A 16,504-nucleotide genomic window follows, 5' to 3' on the forward strand; every position below is an offset into this window, starting at 1 on the left:
AGCTACATACATTGGAGGAGACACAAGCATGGATATGTCCACCGCTGCTTCGCGGCTGGGAGTTGGGGTTGCTGCGCGTCTAGAGCGGCTACCGATGACCCGCTACCAGAGAACCCTGTTCTCGATCATTGCCACCGCCTGGTTCTTCGACTCCATGGATCTGGGTCTGATGACCTTTGTTCTGGGGTCGATAAAGGTTGAATTCGGCCTGTCGGCAGCGCAGGCGGGGCTGCTGGCCAGCGCCAGCTTCCTTGGGATGTTCGCGGGCGCCGCAATCGCAGGCCTGCTGGCCGACAAGTTCGGTCGAAAGCCGGTCTTCCAGGTCAGCATGATTTTCTGGGGCGTCGGTAGTCTGATGTGCGGCTTCGCACACAACGTCGATTCGCTGATGCTGTACCGCGTGCTACTGGGCTTCGGCATGGGCATGGAGTTCCCTATCGGCCTGTCGATGGTCTCGGAGATCGTGCCGGCCAAGAGCCGCGGCAAGTACGTCGCGATCCTGGAAGGTTTTTGGCCGATCGGGTTCATCGTTGCCGGCGCCTTCGCATACTTCACGCTTCCGGTCATCGGTTGGCGCGGCATTTTCATCGCGTTGTCGATTCCGGCCATGTTTGTGTTCGTCATCCGGCGCATGGTGCCCGAGTCGCCTCGGTGGCTCGAAGACACCGGGCGCATGAAGGAAGCCTCGGACGTGATGAACAGCATCGAAGCCAAGGTGGAAAATGCCTATGGACGCAAGTTGCCAGCGCCCACACCCACGCAGAGCACGCCTCGCGCCGAATCCGGCAGGAAGGCGCTTTTCTCAGCGCTTTGGACCGGCATCTACGCCAAACGGACCATCATGCTCTGGACCACCTGGTTCTTCGCCTTGCTCGGCTACTACGGGCTGACGACGTGGCTGGGGGCGCTGCTTCAACAGGCGGGCTACGCGTTGACCAAATCGGTCCTCTATACGGTCTACATCTCGCTGGCAGGGATTCCCGGGTTCATCTTCTCGGCATGGCTGCTGGAGAAATGGGGCCGTAAGCCAACGTGCGCGCTGATGCTGCTCGGCAGTGCGGCTGCCGCTTATCTCTACGGCCAGGCGGCTGGCACCAAGGCCCCTGTCGAAGTGTTGATTGCCGCAGGGCTGATGATGCAGTTCTTCCTGTTCGGCATGTGGTCGGTACTGTATGCCTACACGCCGGAGCTTTACCCGACCCGCACGCGTGCGACGGGTTCCGGCTTTGCATCGTCCATCGGACGCATTGGTTCTCTGGTAGGCCCCTCTGCCATTGGCGTACTGCTTCCCTCATGGGGACAGGCAGGCGTCTTCACGATGGGAGCGCTCTCCTTCGTGATTGCGGCGCTCGCCGTGTTGCTGCTGGGCGTGGAAACCAAAGGCCGATCGCTTGAAGACGTTTCGCATTAACCCGCGTTGATCGGCGGGCAATCGTTCCCGCCGATCCGCCTTGGCGCCGCATGACCGGCGGCAAGCCGACGCAGGCCGCCGAGCCGTCTCGCGCATCGTCTGGCGCATGGCGGCTCGCTGGCAATCCTTTCACAGATTCGATTGCCATCCCGAACCATGCGCGCAATCCGGTTGACTTTTGCGTCACGTCAACTAATATGTTAGTTGTTTATTTGTAAATTTGCTTTCGCTCAAACGCAGGAGACAAGCCATGATTACCGAACGCCAACTAAAATTTCGAGCGCAGTACAAGTCTGACATCAGCCCGATGTACAACGGCCTTTTGCACATCGTCGTGATGTATATCGTGGCGATCGGCGCGGTCGTCTACGCGGTTAGCCGATTGCAGCACCCGACCTGGGAATGGGTGTTGATGATTCCTGTCTTCCTGGCAGGCAATTTCGTGGAGTGGTTCATGCATCGTTTCGTGATGCATCGCCGCGTGAACGTCTGGGGCTTGCGCGAGATCTACAATCGCCACACTCGCCAGCATCACCAATACTTCAGTGACCAGTTGTCGACGATCGACACGACCCGCGAGTTTCGCATCGTCTTCTTTCCGTGGCGCGTTCTGATGACGCTGGGCGTTGGCGGCGGTGCCCTGGGCTACGTGACCTCACTGATCCTGGGGGCGAATGCCGGCTGGATGGTCTTTCTCACGATGGTCGGCCAATATGTGATCTACGAGACGTTCCACTACTGCTGCCACTGCCATGAGAATTGGTTCGTGCGCAACATGCCGTTCATCAATACGATTCGCCGGCATCACACCGCCCACCACAACATGGGCATCATGATGAAATACAACATGAACCTGACGTTCCCGATTGCCGACTGGTACATGGGAAGCAGCGACTTGCGCCGAGGTCTGCTCGGCCATCTGTTCAACGGCTACAGCGAAAAGCACATCAAGAGTGAGCTGAAGCCGATCATCGCGAAGTTCAGGGACGACCACTCGCAAGTCACCCTGGATGGCCCCATCCTCACGGAGGAAGAGCGACGCGCGATGACTGCAATCTGAGGTTTTGACACGTACAGGGTCTTCCAGCGAGGTGGTTCGTCGGCATCGTGCTCGCTCGCGAACCGGTTCTTGACGCGTTGCTCAGGGCGCCCGGTTCATCGGAGGGAGGTCAATCGGCGCGCATTGGCAGGCGGAACCCGGCCTTCAGGCCAAGCAACGCCGGGATCACTGCGTCGCTATAGCGGCGCGGCTTTCCTGTGGCCGTACTGCACCATTCGGAACTCGGGCCGACGTACCGAATCGACAGCAGCCCAATAGCCGTCAATGACACCGCACCCACCTACAACATTGGCGAGTGGAGGTGATCGGGATGGTCGAGCATGTCGGCCACAATCTGCAGCGACTCCTCCATGGCCAATGCATCTCCTGGACCTCCCAGGCAAATGCGTACGGCGTTGGGCGGATCACCGTCAGTAGAAAAGGCCGCCCCGGACACCACACCGATCTGTTTAGTGCGTAAATGTGAAGCCAACTCAGAGGCGCTCCAGCCTGTGCTGCCCGGCACGGTCAGCCAGAAATGGAAGCAATCCTTCGACGCCTCGAACTGTCGTCCGAAAAATACACGTTCGGCCAAGTGCTGTCGCACCGCGCATTCAGTTCGGATGGCAAGTAGCATGTCTCGCGCTAACCCGCTTTCTATCCAACGTGCCGTCAGGTGCGACATATAAGGGCTGGCCATCACCGTAGTGGCCCGCATTGCACCGGCGAGCCGCTCCGCGTGACGCGCATTCGGGGCAATCACGAACGCGATGCGCAACCCCGCGCCGAAACATTTCGACATGCCCGTGACGTAATACGTAAGCTCCGGCGCGAGTGTCGCCAGCGCGACCGGTGGCTTTTCGGGCAGCATGCCGTACGCGTCGTCCTCGATAATCGGCACGTTGTAGCGCAAGGCAATATCGGCAATGTGCTCCCGGCGGTTCTGCGAAAGCGTTCGTGTCGTCGGATTCTGCAGCGTCGGATTGGTATAGAGCACACCTGGCTTGCGCGTCTTGCAGAGGACTTCGAATGCGTTGGCGTCGAGTCCCTCGTCGTCGCGCGGCAGCGGTGCCAGGCGCATGCCGAGTTGATTAACAATCACCTTCAGACCCGGATAAGCCACGCTGTCGGTGCAGATCGTCTCGCCCGGCTTCACCAGCCGGAGCAGTAAGGCGACGAGCGCGCTATGGATGCTCGGGCAGACCAGCAACGCGTCCGAGCGATGTTGCGGCACCGTGTGCCGTAGCCACTGACTGGCCATCGCACGCTCGTACTGCGAGCCACCGAAATCTTGGTAGCGGAGTAGTGAATATGGATCTGCGCTACCAATGATTTCCGCAGACGATGCCGCCATTCGCTCCGCGATACCCGGTGGCTCTGGCGGCATGTTCATCGTCATCTCCAGCGCCGTCCCCGCACGCAGCGGTATCGTCGGCGGACGCCCGCGCACATACGAGCCGCTGCCCGCACGTGAGTCGATTAGGCCACGTTTGCGCGCCTCGGCATAGCCGCGCGCCAATGTCGTGTAGTTGATGTTGAGCGCGTCTGCGAGATCGCGCAACGCCGGCAGTCGATCACGTGGACGCAGTCGGCCACTCGCCACATCGTCTTCGATCAGTTCCGGAATTGTCTGGTACACCGGCTTGTCACTTTCGGCGAGCCGCTTAAGCCAATGGCCTGTGAGATTCGACATGGCGCGTTCACCTGATTGGCACCGAGGAAAGGAGCGCACGAAACAGCGCCGCGTTACGTCATTCTAGGCAAGAAAAATTCAAAAAATAAAAATTTGATTGGTGATGATCGCATTCAATGATCGCAAATGATGCGCAATTGCACCGATCAGGCATGCACTGCCCCGCAATGGGGCAGGCAAGGCAAGTCGACGCCAATCGAGAAGTGACGGCCGACCGGCGCCCGAAGTCGCTGGGCAGAATTTTTGTGGGGTGATCATTCCCGGCCTTCAGAAATGATCGGCAAATGATTGCATTCAGCGATGGGAATGATGGCATGAGGGTTGCAACAGGTGGCATGTCGGCCGCAGGTCGGCATCACCTCAACCATCATGGAGTCACGCAATGCCTGCCATCACCACGCCCGCTCACAAGACTGGCGACTATCTGGTCGATTACGAAGAGAAGGTATTTGAGGACGTCAAAGCCGAACCGGGCGAGAAGGCGCTCGTCACGTTCCATACGGTCGCATTCGAAGGCTCGATTGGCTTCGTCAATATGCTGCAGGCGACGCGCCTGCAGCGCAAGGGTTTCGAGACTTCGATCCTGCTATACGGTCCGGGCGTAATGCTGGGCGTGCAGCGCGGCTTCCCGACACTCGGCGCCGAAGCATTTCCAGGCCACCTGAACTTCAACAACCAGCTCATGAAGTTCATGAAGGAAGGTGGCAAGGTCTACGCCTGCCGTTTCGCCCTGCAAGCGTTATATGGCCACGGCGAAGCGTCGTTGATCGAAGGCGTTCGTGCGATCAACCCGCTCGACGTGCTCGACCTCAAGCTGCTGCATCGCAAGGTCGATGCGCTGATCATCGACACCTGGACAGTTTGAGTACGGGACGGGTATCGCCATGTCGACCAAACGCATCGTCCGCGCCGCAGCGGTTCAAGTTGCTCCGGACCTGACGTCCGGCGCCGGCACACTGGTCAAGGTTTGCGAAGCCATCGAGTCGGCCGCACGAGATGGGGTGCAACTGATCGTCTTCCCGGAGACATTCCTACCCTATTACCCGTACTTCTCGTTCGTGCTGCCGCCGGTGCAGTCGGGTGCCGAGCATCTGCGGCTGTACGAGCAGGCGGTGGTGGTACCCGGTCCGATCACCGATGCCATTGCGGCGCTGGCACGCCAGCACGGCATGGTTGTGGTCCTCGGTGTCAACGAACGCGACCACGGCAGCCTCTACAACACTCAACTGATCTACGACACCGATGGTCAGCTCAAGATCAAGCGACGCAAACTGACTCCGACGTTCCACGAGCGGATGATCTGGGGCCAGGGCGATGCGGCCGGCCTCAAGGTCGCCGACACCTCGATCGGCCGCATCGGCGCACTCGCCTGCTGGGAGCACTACAACCCGCTTGCGCGCTACGCATTGATGACCCAGCACGAGGAAATTCATTGCAGCCAGTTTCCCGGCTCGCTGGTCGGTCCGATCTTCGCCGACCAGATCGAGGTAACGATTCGTCACCACGCACTCGAATCGGGGTGCTTCGTGATCAACGCGACGGGCTGGCTGACCGATGCTCAGATCGAGTCGATCACGACCGACGCGAAGCTGCAGAAGGCACTGCGCGGCGGCTGCAACACCGCAATCATTTCGCCCGAGGGGCAACACGTCGTGGCGCCGCTGCGCGAAGGCGAAGGGATGGTCGTCGCCGATCTCGACATGGGGCTGATCACCAAGCGCAAACGCATGATGGATTCGGTCGGTCACTACGCGCGGCCCGAGCTGCTGAGTCTCGCCATCAACGAACGCCCAGCGACGCCTGTCTTTTCGCTCGACGACGCACCTATCATCGCTTTCGGGAGTGCCCAAGATGAATACCAACATCAATATGCCGGATTCGCGCCTGCAACTCTTGACTGAGCTGCAATCCAGCGGCCTTCGCCTGGCATCGCGAGCGGTCGGGCTGACCCGCCGCGGCGGTGCAGGCCCTTCCGATCACAAGGCGGTCGTGATCGACGGCGTAACGCTCATGGTGCCGGTGCACACCCATGCCGCATTCGAATCGGATTTTGTGGCGTCCGAACCCGATGCCAATGGCATGAGCGTCCTCAAACGCGGCACCATCCCGATTGCCAGCATCGCATTCCCGAAGACGCCGCGCTTCTACGCGCTGCAGACGCTCGATGGCGTTCCGTACTCGCATATCGCGACGTTGCACGGCACCGACGTACTGGCGACGACGGTGCTGCAAACATGTATCCGTTACGAAAGCCGGAAGAAGGCCTGCAAGTTCTGTGCGATCGGACAGTCGTTGGCGGCGGGCCGCACCATCGAGCGCAAGACGCCCGAGCAGCTCGCCGAAGTCGCCCGCATGGCGGTGCTGCTCGACCGTGTCAAACACATGGTCCTGACCACCGGCACGCCCTCCACTCCCGATCGCGGCGCTTCGATACTGTGCGAAAGCGCCCGGGCCATCAAGCGTGCCGTCGACCTGCCTATCCAGGCACAGTGCGAACCCCCCGACGACGACGCCTGGTTCGAACGCATGCGCGATGCCGGCGTGGACACGCTCGGCATGCATCTGGAACTGCTGGGGGACGCCGAGCGCGCACACATCATGCCGGGCAAGGCGACGGTGCCGATCCGCCGTTATATGACGGCTTTCGAAGCCGCTGTGAAGGTATTCGGACGCGGCCAAGTCAGCACCTACATCTTGGCTGGCTTGGGCGACTCGCCGCAAACCATTCTCGAAATGTCGCGCCGCCTGCTGAGTCTCGGCGTCTATCCGTTCGTTGTCCCGTTCGTACCAATCTCCGGTACGCCGCTCGAGGACTTCCCTGCGCCAACGCCCGAGTTCATGCGCTCGATCCTCGACCCGCTCGGCAAATTGGTGCGCGAGGCCGGCATGCGCGCGACGGATATCAAGGCCGGGTGTGGCAAGTGCGGTGCTTGTTCGTCGCTTTCTTCGTTCGAGAACCTGGACAAGGTGGCAGCATGAATATGGTCCACGATGTTCTCGACGCGACCTCGGCTGACGATATCGTAGTGCGCTGGGCTAGCGAACCGTGGGAGATCGAACAGGCGCACGCCATTCGCCGCGACGTCTTCTGCATAGAGCAAGGTATCTTCGTCGACGACGACCGCGATGCCATCGACGACAACGCCCAGTTGCTCGTTGCCGTGTGCGGTGCGGATAGCGCTACGCCTTACGTGGTCGGCACGGTGCGAATCCACGCGTCTGCCGAGGATACCGGCTGCTGGCATGGCTCGCGTCTGGCCGTGCGCCGCGACTTTCGCCGGCAGGGGCGGATCGGCGCGACACTCATCATGCTCGCCGTCAGCAGCGCGCATGCCCTCGGCTGCCGCACGTTCCTGGCGACGGTTCAGGCGCAAAACGCGCCCCTGTTCCGCCGCTTGCACTGGCGCACGCTGGAGGAGCTCGTCAGCTTCGGGCGGGAACATCACCGGATGCAGGCGGATCTAGCCCGCTATCCGCCGTGCCACACCCCCTTTACCGGCTTCGTGATTCACCAGCGGAGGGCCGCATGACGCTCGCCGAGATCGTTAGCCGCCTGCGTGCGAGCCGCGGCATGGCACACAAAACTGACATCGCCCCGATGCTTGCGATGCTGGGCGAAGCAGAAGGCCACTCCGCCGTCGTCGCCGCAGGAGATGACTGCGCGGCAATTCCCGACGGTGACGGCTACTTGCTGTTCGCCGCCGAAGGCATGGTTCGCGACCTGATCGATGCAATGCCCTGGTTTGCCGGGTACTGCTCGGTCCTGGTCAATGTTAGCGACGTCTGTGCGATGGGCGGACGGCCGACCGCAGTCGTCGACGTCATCTGGAGCAAAGGGGTGGAGCCGGCCCGGGATGTGCTCAAGGGCATGGCCGCCGCCGCCCGGCAGCTCGGCGTCCCCATCGTTGGCGGCCACAGCAATGCGCGCAGTGACCACACGCAGCTCGCCGTTGCGATCGTCGGGCGTGCGACTCGCCTGTTGTCCAGCTTTGCCGCACGTGCCGGCGACCGCTTATTGATGGCGGTCGATCTGCGCGGACGCTTCGTCGAGCCTTACCCCTACTGGAATGCCGCCACCGACGCACCCGCGCAGCGCTTGCGCGGCGATCTGACCTTGCTCGCGGAAATTGCCGAGGCTGGGCTGTGCGATGCGGCCAAGGACATCAGCATGGCCGGCATCGCAGGCACCGCGATGATGCTGGCCGAGTGCTCGCGCGTCGGTCTGGATATCGACCTGTCGCGCCTGCCGAAGCCGCTGGATGTCCCAATCGAACGCTGGCTCGACATATTCCCGAGCTTCGGCTACCTGCTCGCCGTGCGTGAGCCCGATGTGCGCGACGTCATTGCCCGCTTCGAGGCCCGTGAGATCGCTTGCGCCGACATCGGCGCCTTCCGACCGGGGACGAGTGTCGATCTGCAATGGCAAGGAGAGACGGCCACGGTGTGGCGCTTCGATACCCACCCGTTCATCGTACCCACGGACCGCCGAGCCACCCAGCCGTATGCGGTACCAGCCGCCGATTGACCGAATCCCGTCCTTGAGGATACCCCTATGCCCATCACCCATTTCATCGTGAAGTGGCCCGACGACACGGAGATGCGCTGCTACTCGCCGTCGACCGTCGTGCGCGACTTCCTTCGTCCCGGCGAATACGCCATCGACGAGTTCCTCGATACGGCCAATCGCGCACTTGTGGCGGCATCCGACCGCGTTCGGGCTAAGTTCGGCTACGCCTGCTCGTCCGCGATGGACCAGTGGAACGTGATCGAGCGTGCCGCCGAGCCGTACCGATCGATTCCAGCCGCGTGCGTGACAGTGCTCAGCGTCGATTGATGCGGCGTCGCCCCTCATACAAGTATCAGGAGATATCAGCATGACGACTCAACCCTTCAACCCGGATGCCCATTGCAGCGTCGTTATCGTCGGCGGCGGTCAGGCCGGCCTATCGATGAGCTACTACCTCAAAGCGCGCGGGATCGATCACGTGGTGCTCGAAAAGCACACGGTGACGCATACCTGGCGCGAACAGCGCTGGGACGCGTTCTGCCTTGTCACGCCGAACTGGCAATGCGCGCTGCCGGGCTATCCGTACCAGGGAGACGACCCCCACGGGTTCATGAAAAAGGACGAGATCATTGCCTATCTGGACGGCTTCATTCGCCACGTGGATGCACCGGTGCGTGAAGGTGTTGCCGTGTCGCGCATCAGCAAGCGTGCGCAGGGCGGCTACCTCGTGCAGACGTCGGACGGCGCCTTCAATGCGGATCAGGTCGTCGTCGCCTCAGGCGGCTATCACACGCCGATCGTGCCGCGCCTGGCAGAACGCTTGCCGGCGTCGATCGTTCAGGTGCAATCGGCGGACTATCGCAGTGCCTCGGCATTGCCCGCAGGCGCGGTCCTGGTTGTCGGATCCGGTCAATCGGGCGCCCAAATCGCAGAAGACCTGCACCTCGCTGGCCGAACGGTGTATCTCGCCGTAGGCGAAGCCCCGCGTTGTGCCCGCTTTTATCGGGGCCGGGACGTCGTCGACTGGCTGGCCGACATGAAGTACTACGACATGCCTGTGGAAGCGCATCCGCTTCGCGAAGGCGTTCGGGACAATACCAACCACTATGTCACCGGGCGTGATGGCGGCCGCGACATCGATCTGCGCAAGTTCGCGACCGAAGGCATGGAGCTGTATGGTGCATTAACCGACTATGCCGACGGCCACTTGCGCTTTGCGCCCAATCTCGTCGAGTGCCTGAATGACGCGGACGACACCTACAACCGAATCAACGCATCGATCGACAAGTTCATCACGCAACAGGGCATTGAAGCGCCAGTTGGCGGACCGTATCGCCCGGTGTGGCAACCCGCGCGCGAACGCGAATCGCTCGATCTGGCGGCCAGCGGCATCAGCACCATCATCTGGTGCATCGGTTTCCGGCCCGATTTCAGCTGGGTCGACCTGCCCGTTTTCAACGGGCGCGGCTATCCCGGCCACGTGCGTGGCGTGACGCCCGAAGTCGGGCTGTACTTCCTCGGCTTACCGTGGCTGCATACGTGGGGCTCCGGGCGATTCTCCGGCGTGGCGCGCGATGCCGAGCATCTTGCTGGCATCATTGCGGTCAAGGCGCAAGCCGATGCACGCGCAGCCTGAAGAGACGCGTGCGATGCCGAACTCACCCGAAGTCTCTCGGACTCACTACGTGGCGAGCATGCCCGAGCTGGCGTTCACAGGCCTGTCGGAGCAGTGGCTCCTGCGCACCTGCGGGCACCTGCACTGGACCGCGTTGGCCGCCCAGGCGCAGCTCGCGGCTCCGGACTTCTACGATGCTCAGGGAAACAAGTCCTATGCCGCGTTTACGGCCATCAAGGTGCGCGACGCGCGCCTCGACGACATCGTCGAAAATCAGCGCTTCGCCATTGAGGCGAGCGTTCGCCGAGTGCCCGGCGCGCGCCATTTCGGCCAGTATCGGGTATTGACGCCGGAGGCTGTGATTGCGCGCATCGAGATGGTCTCGACGTTCGTGAGACGTGAGCGCCACAGGGACAATCACTCGGTAAGTCGGGCCATGTTCGAAGCCGGCGCACCGCGTCAGATGCCACCGGCCGCCGCTGAATTGGTGGCCCAGGCCAAACGGTTTCGTGCCGACGACTGGACGCGGCACAGCCGTCTGCTGCGCGATGCACATGCGACCGAGCACGTTGTCGATTATCTGCCCTGCCCATCACTCGACTTCAACGGCGCAAGTCTGCTCTACTTCGCCAGCTTCCAATCGATGGTCGAACGCGCGGAATGGCACTGGCGCTCGGCCGCAACCTCCGTGCCACCGGCACTGGTGGAGCGAGAGATGGCGTTCTACGGCAACGCCAACGTGGGCGAACGCCTCAAGCTTCGGTTCGGCGCACGCTACACGGGGCACGACGGCATCTCTCACTGGTGCTCGATCTCGCGGGCGTCGGACAAGGTTCGCATTGCCGACATTGTCACCCACAAGCGGTGGTCACATGAATGACTCGCCAATCGGTGCACCGACTGTGCGTTCAGTGGCACCTAAGCCCTGTTACACGGCTGACGACCTGTGCGGATTGCCCCATCTCGACTCGGCACCGGGCGCATATCCTTACTTGCGCGGGATCCATCGGACGATGTACACGAAGCGACCCTGGACAATTCGTCAATATGCCGGCTATGCCGACGCGACGGCGTCGAATCTCGCATACAAGCGAGCGCTGGCCCAGGGTTGCAAGGGATTGTCAGTGGCATTCGACCTGCCAACGCATCGCGGCTATGACTCTGACCATGCCGACATCTGCGCCGATGTCGGCATGGCCGGGGTCGCCATCGATTCCGTCGATGACATGGCGCGACTGTTCGATGGCATTGCACTGGATCAGGTTTCGGTATCCATGACGATGAGCGGTGCAGTGTTACCCGTCATGGCGGCGTACATTTTGGCGGCAGAGCGCGCGGGCGTCGCGCCGGCGCAGTTGCGAGGCACCATTCAGAACGACATCCTCAAGGAGTTCATGGTGCGAAATACGTACATTTTCGCGCCTGCGCCCTCCATGCGGATCGCCGCCGACGTCATCGACTACGTGGCTACGCATATGCCACATTTCAATGCAATGTCGATATCCGGTTACCACTTGCAGGAAGCCGGCGCCGATGGCGTGCTGGAACTGGCACTGACGCTGGCAAACGCTCGATCTTATGTGCAAATGTTGGTCAAGCGCGGAGCGGACATCAATCGCGTGTGTCGACAACTGAGCTTTTTCTTTGGCGTCGGACGTGACTTCTATACGGAGATCGCCAAACTCCGGGCTGCGCGGGTGCTATGGGCGGAAGTGGCGGAAGGATTCGGTGCAACCGACCCGCGCGCAATGCAGTTGCGCATGCATTGTCAGACGGCTGGCTCGACGCTGACCTCACAACGCCCCCATAACAACATCGTGCGCACGGCGGTTGAAGCCATGGCCGCAGTCTTCGGTGGCACCCAGTCGCTGCACACGAATGGCTGGGACGAAGCGACGTCGCTGCCCGGCGAAGCTGCAAGTACTGTGGCACGCGATACCCAATTGATATTGCAGCATGAGATGGGATTGTGCGAGGTGGTTGATCCTTGGTCGGGCTCGTACATGATGGAGTCGCTGACCGCTCAGACGATTGACGCTGTCAAGGCGCTACTTGGTGAGATTGAAGCCCTTGGCGGAGTCGTATCGGCAATCGAGTCCGGCTGGGTCCACGAGCGGGTACACTGGCGCGCAGCGCAAATCCAGGCACGCACCGACGCGGGCGATGCTGCCGTAATCGGTGTCAATAGTTATCCCGACGAAGCGGCGACCGAAATCGACCGTATGGAGATCGATAATCGACACGTGTGCGCCATGCAGACCCACCGACTTCGCCAGTTGCGGCAGTCACGCGATGCCGAACACGCTCACGATAGGCTCAAAGCGCTATCGGCCATAGCCGCGACGGGGGATGGCAATCTACTGGCCGGTACGATAGAAGCGATGCGTGCGGGGGCAACGCTTGGCGAGTGCACCGCTGCGCTCGAGGCTGTCTGGCCGCGCTGGCAGATGCCGACCAGATTTTCCTGCAAGGTATACGCCAACGAACGAACCGATACAAAAATCTGGGGTGCCACCCGAAAACAGGTGGCGGATCTGGCGGGCACGTTGGGACGTGCACCGCGCATCGCCATCGTCAAGCTTGGCCAGGATGGTCATGATCGTGGTGCGCGTTTGATCGCAGCTGCCTTAAGCGATGCGGGGTTTGACGTGGTGCTGGGTCCATTGTTCACAACCCCAGTACAAATGGCCGAATGGGTGTTTCGGCGAGACGTCGATTTGGTGGGCGTATCGACGCTGGCCGGCGGGCACAAGATGCTGGTGCCAGCACTACTTGTTGAACTGGCGTCCCGAGGGTGCATGGCGCCCGTCGTGCTTGGCGGCATCGTACCGGCACCGCATCATGCATCCCTACATGCCGCCGGCGTGAAAGCGATCTTCGGTCCGGCCACGACAGTGGACGACGTTATACGAAAACTTGTCATGCTGCTACGTACGACAGCCAATGAAGCGAGATTCCCACGCGTGCAGCAGCCCGGAAGTTGACGTCGAACGGGTGAGGCCACCTCTGTAAACCACTCGTCGAAGAGATCGAAAAGCCGGGCATCGCCTGGCTTGCGATCATGCTCCGTCGGATGCGGTCAATCACTGACCCAAACTGTCCGGTTCGGCGCAACGTCCACAAATGATTGAGCGATGGGTCTGGCATCCGTATATGCAGATAGGTCGAACTGCGGGCTGCCCACAGACGAGACAGCCCGAGTATCGAAGTGCCAGCGTTACTGCTTCACCGCATAGACGCGACGCGCAAACTTCGCAATTTCGTAGGCCATAGCGATCGGTTGCTCCGGCGCAAACGCGTGACCGGCATTCGGAACGACCACAACCGTTACCCGATCGCCCAGCATGGACTTGAGCACCATTGAGAAGCGGCGAGGGGCAACGGGATCGCTTTCTCCCTGCAAATCCAGAATCGGCGCACTGCCGGCCGCAAAGTAGTCATCCACCGGCGTCACGTTTCTCGCGTGCGACTCAGCCTCATGGGTTTCGTGATGCCAACCGTCCAGCCAAACAGTCGGGTCGTTCCCTGGCGCAAAAAACGCTTCCTTCAAGTAAATCAGGCGCTGCGCGCGAGACAGCCGAAGGTCACCTGCACCGTCAATCGCCTTGCGCATTTCGGGGCCAATCGGCTTCTCGGTCGAGCCTGGCGGGACCTTGCCGGCAGATGCCGCGACAAGTACGACGCCTCGAACCAAATCGGGGCGGTCCGTCGCCACCTGGCGAGCCGGGAAGTTGCCCCATGCGTGTCCAACGACGACAGCTGGCCCCGCATGTTCGTTCTCGATCACAGCAGCGACGTCGCGCGCGAAGTCGTGCATATTCAGGGCTTCCATCGGACTGCAGTGGCCTAATGCGTCCAGACACTGATTCCCGCGAGAATGCTCACCGAAAGTACCAGACGCCTGCCATCAGACACCGCAGATGACATCATCGGCAATCCCGATGGGTGAGTTCGGCATCGAAACACATGAGCAATGCCTTCACATGCAGTTCGAGCGAACCGGAGCCTACTGGATTTTCTCCTGTACCGCCAGCAACGCATCGACGGTTCCACGCGGATTGCCCGCCATGGCCTCGAAACCTTGCATGGCCAAGTGGGGGCTGCAGCGGCCCTTGCAGCAGCCCCGTCGGCGCTCCCCCATACACACGCGACACCCGCGCGCACACCTGTCCATTAGTTGAACAGGTGTCATGCGCCGCCTCGGCGCAAGTCGCGCCAAATCCCTTGATTATCGAGATTCTTGCGTTTCGAGACGCTGGCATCGAACTTGCTAATCCCTGTGAGCGACGACATGAAAGTCGCTCCGCACCCCCTTCGCGCAGGTCGATTTCAATATCGTTATCACAAGGACTCCTATCGTGGACAAGATCGAACATCTCGAATGTCAGATACAGGAACTTCACGCGACGCTTGCACATCACCCGGTGTTTCACTCCATCGAATCGATGCAGGGCTTGCAGACGTTCATGGAGTGGCACGTCTTCGCCGTCTGGGATTTCATGTCGCTGGTCAAACGCCTGCAGGCGGATCTCACGACGCTCACCCTGCCGTGGATCGCGCCGCGCAACATCCACGCCGCCCGCCTGATCAACGAGATCGTGCTCGGCGAGGAATGCGACGAAACCCCGCAAGGCCCGATGAGCCACTTCGATCTTTACCTCGCCGCCATGCGCGACGTCGGCGCGGACACGCGTCAGATCGAGAATCTCATCGACCTGCTCGTCAAGGGTCACAGCGTGAGTGCCGCGCTCGCCGCCGTCGACGCTCCCGCGCCCGTGCTGCGCTTCGTCAACTCGACGTTCGCGACCTGCTACGAAGGCAAGACGCATCAGGTGCTCGGCAATTTCTTCTACGGCCGTGAGAATGTCATTCCCGATATGTTCCGAACGCTGCTCGACGGCTGGCAGATCGACCCGAAGGGCGTGCCGTTGCTGACCTTCTATCTCGAGCGTCACATCGAAGTCGATTCGGGCGAACACGGTCCGGCGGCGCGCGCCATGATCGTCGAAGCTGCGAACCACGACGAGCGGCTGCTCACCGAGGCGCTGGAAGCCGGCCTGCGCGCCATTGACGAGAGACTGCGCCTGTGGGACGGCCTGCACGCGCATATCGTGGCCTCGCAGAAGGAAGCCGTCGCCGCCTGAGGACCAAGGCAGGCGAACGGAGGCACGACACCCGGGCCGGCGGGGCGGGCGGTGGGACCAGCGTGCCCCGTGGCACGCGCGGCTGCCGAAAAAACGCATCGCGGTTCGCCTCGCCGCCCTCCCGCATCGCCAGGATTGCCCGCCGCCGCCCCAACTTTCGAGACAACGCCATGTCATTGCAGAGTTACGTCAGCCACGCCGACCAGTGGGAACAACGTGCCACGATCCGTTCCCGTCCGCGCCGCATCGTCGAAGACGACGACCTGGGCTATTACCCGGTCGAGCGGCAGCCGCTGTACGCGCATCCCGCCGTGATCGACGCGGGTCGCGACGTTCAGGACTACATCCTGTTGCAGAGCTTCTACAAGTACATCAACGACGTGATCATCTTCGAGACGGAGATCGTCAATCGCACCGCGCTGGCGATCGCCAAATCGCGCTTTCCGTTCGCGTTTCCGTTCGCATGCCGCAGCGACGCCATGTCGGTGGTCATCGACGAGAACTACCACGCCTACGTGGCAATGGACTATCTCGACCAGGTCGAGCGCAGCACCGGCATCGGGCCGATCGAGCAGAATCGCGAGATCGAACTCTCCCGCGCGATTCCGCGCGCCATGGAGTATGTGCCGCCGCAATACGCCGCGGGCATGGAACTGCTCGGCGTGGCGATCTCGGAGAATACGGTGACGGCCGAAGTCGCCGCCTTCTCGCGCGACACGACGCTCAAGCGCTCGGTCAAGGGCGTCATGGCGGATCATCTCGCTGACGAAGGCCGGCACTCGGTGTTCTGGATCAACCTGGTCAAGCTCTACTGGTCCGAGATCGACGAAACGGCGCGTGTGGAACTCGGGCGCGGCCTGCCGTTCTTCCTGCGCGAATACCTCACCAACGAGCTCCAGCTCGAATTCGACCGCCGTCTGATCGGCACGCTGGATTTGACCGCCGCAACGCGCGAACAGATCGCGAACGACATGGTGGGCGCGTATCCGATCACTCATCAGCACCCGATGATCGTCAACATCCGCAAGTTCTTGAAGATGGCGGGGCTGCTCGACCACGAACCCACTCGCGCGGCCATCGCGCAATATCTCTGAG

General features: G+C 61.6%; 15 protein-coding genes. 13 read left to right on the plus strand and 2 right to left on the minus strand.

The window, feature by feature from the left end; all coding sequences use genetic code 11:
• The first annotated feature begins 28 nt into the window (after nt 1-28).
• Together PTE31013_RS04550 and PTE31013_RS04555 are read left to right on the plus strand one after the other, a co-directional pair.
• Nucleotides 29-1,411, plus strand: coding sequence for an MFS transporter (locus tag PTE31013_RS04550; protein WP_150611661.1), 1,383 nt, complete (start codon nt 29-31; stop codon nt 1,409-1,411).
• 250 nt (nt 1,412-1,661) lie between these two features.
• The gene (locus PTE31013_RS04555) at nt 1,662-2,471 is read left to right on the plus strand and encodes a sterol desaturase family protein (protein ID WP_150611662.1); all 810 of its coding nucleotides are present in this window, start codon (nt 1,662-1,664) and stop codon (nt 2,469-2,471) included.
• Nucleotides 2,472-2,751: 280 nt separating this feature from the next.
• Here PTE31013_RS04555 and PTE31013_RS04560 read toward each other — a convergent pair whose 3' ends face one another.
• Nucleotides 2,752-4,143 (minus strand): aminotransferase-like domain-containing protein, encoded by a 1,392-nt coding sequence (locus tag PTE31013_RS04560; protein WP_150611663.1) that lies wholly within the window; start codon nt 4,141-4,143, stop codon nt 2,752-2,754.
• 382 nt (nt 4,144-4,525) lie between these two features.
• On the opposite strand from PTE31013_RS04560, the gene PTE31013_RS04565 reads away from it, so the two are divergent.
• The 9 genes from PTE31013_RS04565 to scpA are packed head-to-tail and all read left to right on the plus strand — an operon-like array spanning nt 4,526 to nt 13,249.
• Complete coding sequence (locus PTE31013_RS04565; protein WP_150611664.1) at nt 4,526-5,008, plus strand: MSMEG_0572/Sll0783 family nitrogen starvation response protein; 483 nt, start codon at nt 4,526-4,528, stop codon at nt 5,006-5,008.
• 19 nt (nt 5,009-5,027) lie between these two features.
• Nucleotides 5,028-6,044: a Nit6803 family nitrilase gene (locus PTE31013_RS04570; RefSeq protein ID WP_150611665.1), complete on the plus strand. Its 1,017-nt coding sequence runs from the start codon at nt 5,028-5,030 to the stop codon at nt 6,042-6,044.
• A complete protein-coding gene (locus PTE31013_RS04575; protein WP_174978432.1) occupies nt 5,995-7,122 on the plus strand; it encodes an MSMEG_0568 family radical SAM protein in 1,128 nt (375 codons plus the stop codon). Before PTE31013_RS04570 ends, PTE31013_RS04575 begins: the two co-directional genes overlap by 50 nt.
• Nucleotides 7,119-7,673, plus strand: coding sequence for an MSMEG_0567/Sll0786 family nitrogen starvation N-acetyltransferase (locus PTE31013_RS04580; protein ID WP_425495536.1), 555 nt, complete (start codon nt 7,119-7,121; stop codon nt 7,671-7,673). Before PTE31013_RS04575 ends, PTE31013_RS04580 begins: the two co-directional genes overlap by 4 nt.
• Complete coding sequence (locus tag PTE31013_RS04585) at nt 7,670-8,668, plus strand: sll0787 family AIR synthase-like protein (RefSeq protein ID WP_150611666.1); 999 nt, start codon at nt 7,670-7,672, stop codon at nt 8,666-8,668. The genes PTE31013_RS04580 and PTE31013_RS04585 overlap by 4 nt, the downstream gene beginning before the upstream one ends.
• Before the next feature lie 27 nt (nt 8,669-8,695).
• A complete protein-coding gene (locus PTE31013_RS04590; RefSeq protein ID WP_150611667.1) occupies nt 8,696-8,977 on the plus strand; it encodes an MSMEG_0570 family nitrogen starvation response protein in 282 nt (93 codons plus the stop codon).
• Nucleotides 8,978-9,017: 40 nt separating this feature from the next.
• A complete protein-coding gene (locus tag PTE31013_RS04595) occupies nt 9,018-10,286 on the plus strand; it encodes an MSMEG_0569 family flavin-dependent oxidoreductase (RefSeq protein WP_150611668.1) in 1,269 nt (422 codons plus the stop codon).
• 13 nt (nt 10,287-10,299) lie between these two features.
• Nucleotides 10,300-11,145, plus strand: coding sequence for a Pnap_2097 family protein (locus tag PTE31013_RS04600; protein WP_246173894.1), 846 nt, complete (start codon nt 10,300-10,302; stop codon nt 11,143-11,145).
• Entirely contained in the window at nt 11,138-13,249 is a 2,112-nt protein-coding gene (gene scpA, locus PTE31013_RS04605; protein WP_150611669.1) for a methylmalonyl-CoA mutase, read from the plus strand. The genes PTE31013_RS04600 and scpA overlap by 8 nt, the downstream gene beginning before the upstream one ends.
• 233 nt (nt 13,250-13,482) lie before the next feature.
• Here the strand turns inward: scpA and PTE31013_RS04610 are convergent, their stop codons facing one another.
• Nucleotides 13,483-14,124, minus strand: a complete 642-nt coding sequence (locus PTE31013_RS04610; RefSeq protein WP_281351796.1) for an alpha/beta fold hydrolase — start codon at nt 14,122-14,124, stop codon at nt 13,483-13,485.
• 499 nt (nt 14,125-14,623) lie between these two features.
• On the opposite strand from PTE31013_RS04610, the gene PTE31013_RS04615 reads away from it, so the two are divergent.
• Together PTE31013_RS04615 and PTE31013_RS04620 are read left to right on the plus strand one after the other, a co-directional pair.
• A complete protein-coding gene (locus tag PTE31013_RS04615) occupies nt 14,624-15,409 on the plus strand; it encodes a DUF3050 domain-containing protein (RefSeq protein ID WP_150611670.1) in 786 nt (261 codons plus the stop codon).
• Nucleotides 15,410-15,579: 170 nt separating this feature from the next.
• The gene (locus PTE31013_RS04620) at nt 15,580-16,503 is read left to right on the plus strand and encodes a diiron oxygenase (protein WP_150611671.1); all 924 of its coding nucleotides are present in this window, start codon (nt 15,580-15,582) and stop codon (nt 16,501-16,503) included.
• Nucleotide 16,504: the final 1 nt, after the last annotated feature.

Source organism: Pandoraea terrigena (genome assembly GCF_902459705.1).
Taxonomy (GTDB): Bacteria; Pseudomonadota; Gammaproteobacteria; order Burkholderiales; family Burkholderiaceae; genus Pandoraea; species Pandoraea terrigena.

Bases quoted from the DNA above. Each gene is read 5' to 3' on its own strand.
- PTE31013_RS04575 (WP_174978432.1), top strand. From the start codon at position 5,995: ATGAATACCAACATCAATATGCCGGATTCGCGCCTGCAACTCTTGACT.
- PTE31013_RS04620 (WP_150611671.1), top strand. From the start codon at position 15,580: ATGTCATTGCAGAGTTACGTCAGCCACGCCGACCAGTGGGAACAACGT.
- PTE31013_RS04565 (WP_150611664.1), top strand. From the start codon at position 4,526: ATGCCTGCCATCACCACGCCCGCTCACAAGACTGGCGACTATCTGGTC.
- PTE31013_RS04585 (WP_150611666.1), top strand. From the start codon at position 7,670: ATGACGCTCGCCGAGATCGTTAGCCGCCTGCGTGCGAGCCGCGGCATG.
- PTE31013_RS04580 (WP_425495536.1), top strand. From the start codon at position 7,119: ATGAATATGGTCCACGATGTTCTCGACGCGACCTCGGCTGACGATATC.
- PTE31013_RS04555 (WP_150611662.1), top strand. From the start codon at position 1,662: ATGATTACCGAACGCCAACTAAAATTTCGAGCGCAGTACAAGTCTGAC.
- PTE31013_RS04550 (WP_150611661.1), top strand. From the start codon at position 29: ATGGATATGTCCACCGCTGCTTCGCGGCTGGGAGTTGGGGTTGCTGCG.
- PTE31013_RS04600 (WP_246173894.1), top strand. From the start codon at position 10,300: ATGCCGAACTCACCCGAAGTCTCTCGGACTCACTACGTGGCGAGCATG.
- PTE31013_RS04590 (WP_150611667.1), top strand. From the start codon at position 8,696: ATGCCCATCACCCATTTCATCGTGAAGTGGCCCGACGACACGGAGATG.
- PTE31013_RS04560 (WP_150611663.1), bottom strand. From the start codon at position 4,143: ATGTCGAATCTCACAGGCCATTGGCTTAAGCGGCTCGCCGAAAGTGAC.
- scpA (WP_150611669.1), top strand. From the start codon at position 11,138: ATGAATGACTCGCCAATCGGTGCACCGACTGTGCGTTCAGTGGCACCT.
- PTE31013_RS04595 (WP_150611668.1), top strand. From the start codon at position 9,018: ATGACGACTCAACCCTTCAACCCGGATGCCCATTGCAGCGTCGTTATC.
- PTE31013_RS04570 (WP_150611665.1), top strand. From the start codon at position 5,028: ATGTCGACCAAACGCATCGTCCGCGCCGCAGCGGTTCAAGTTGCTCCG.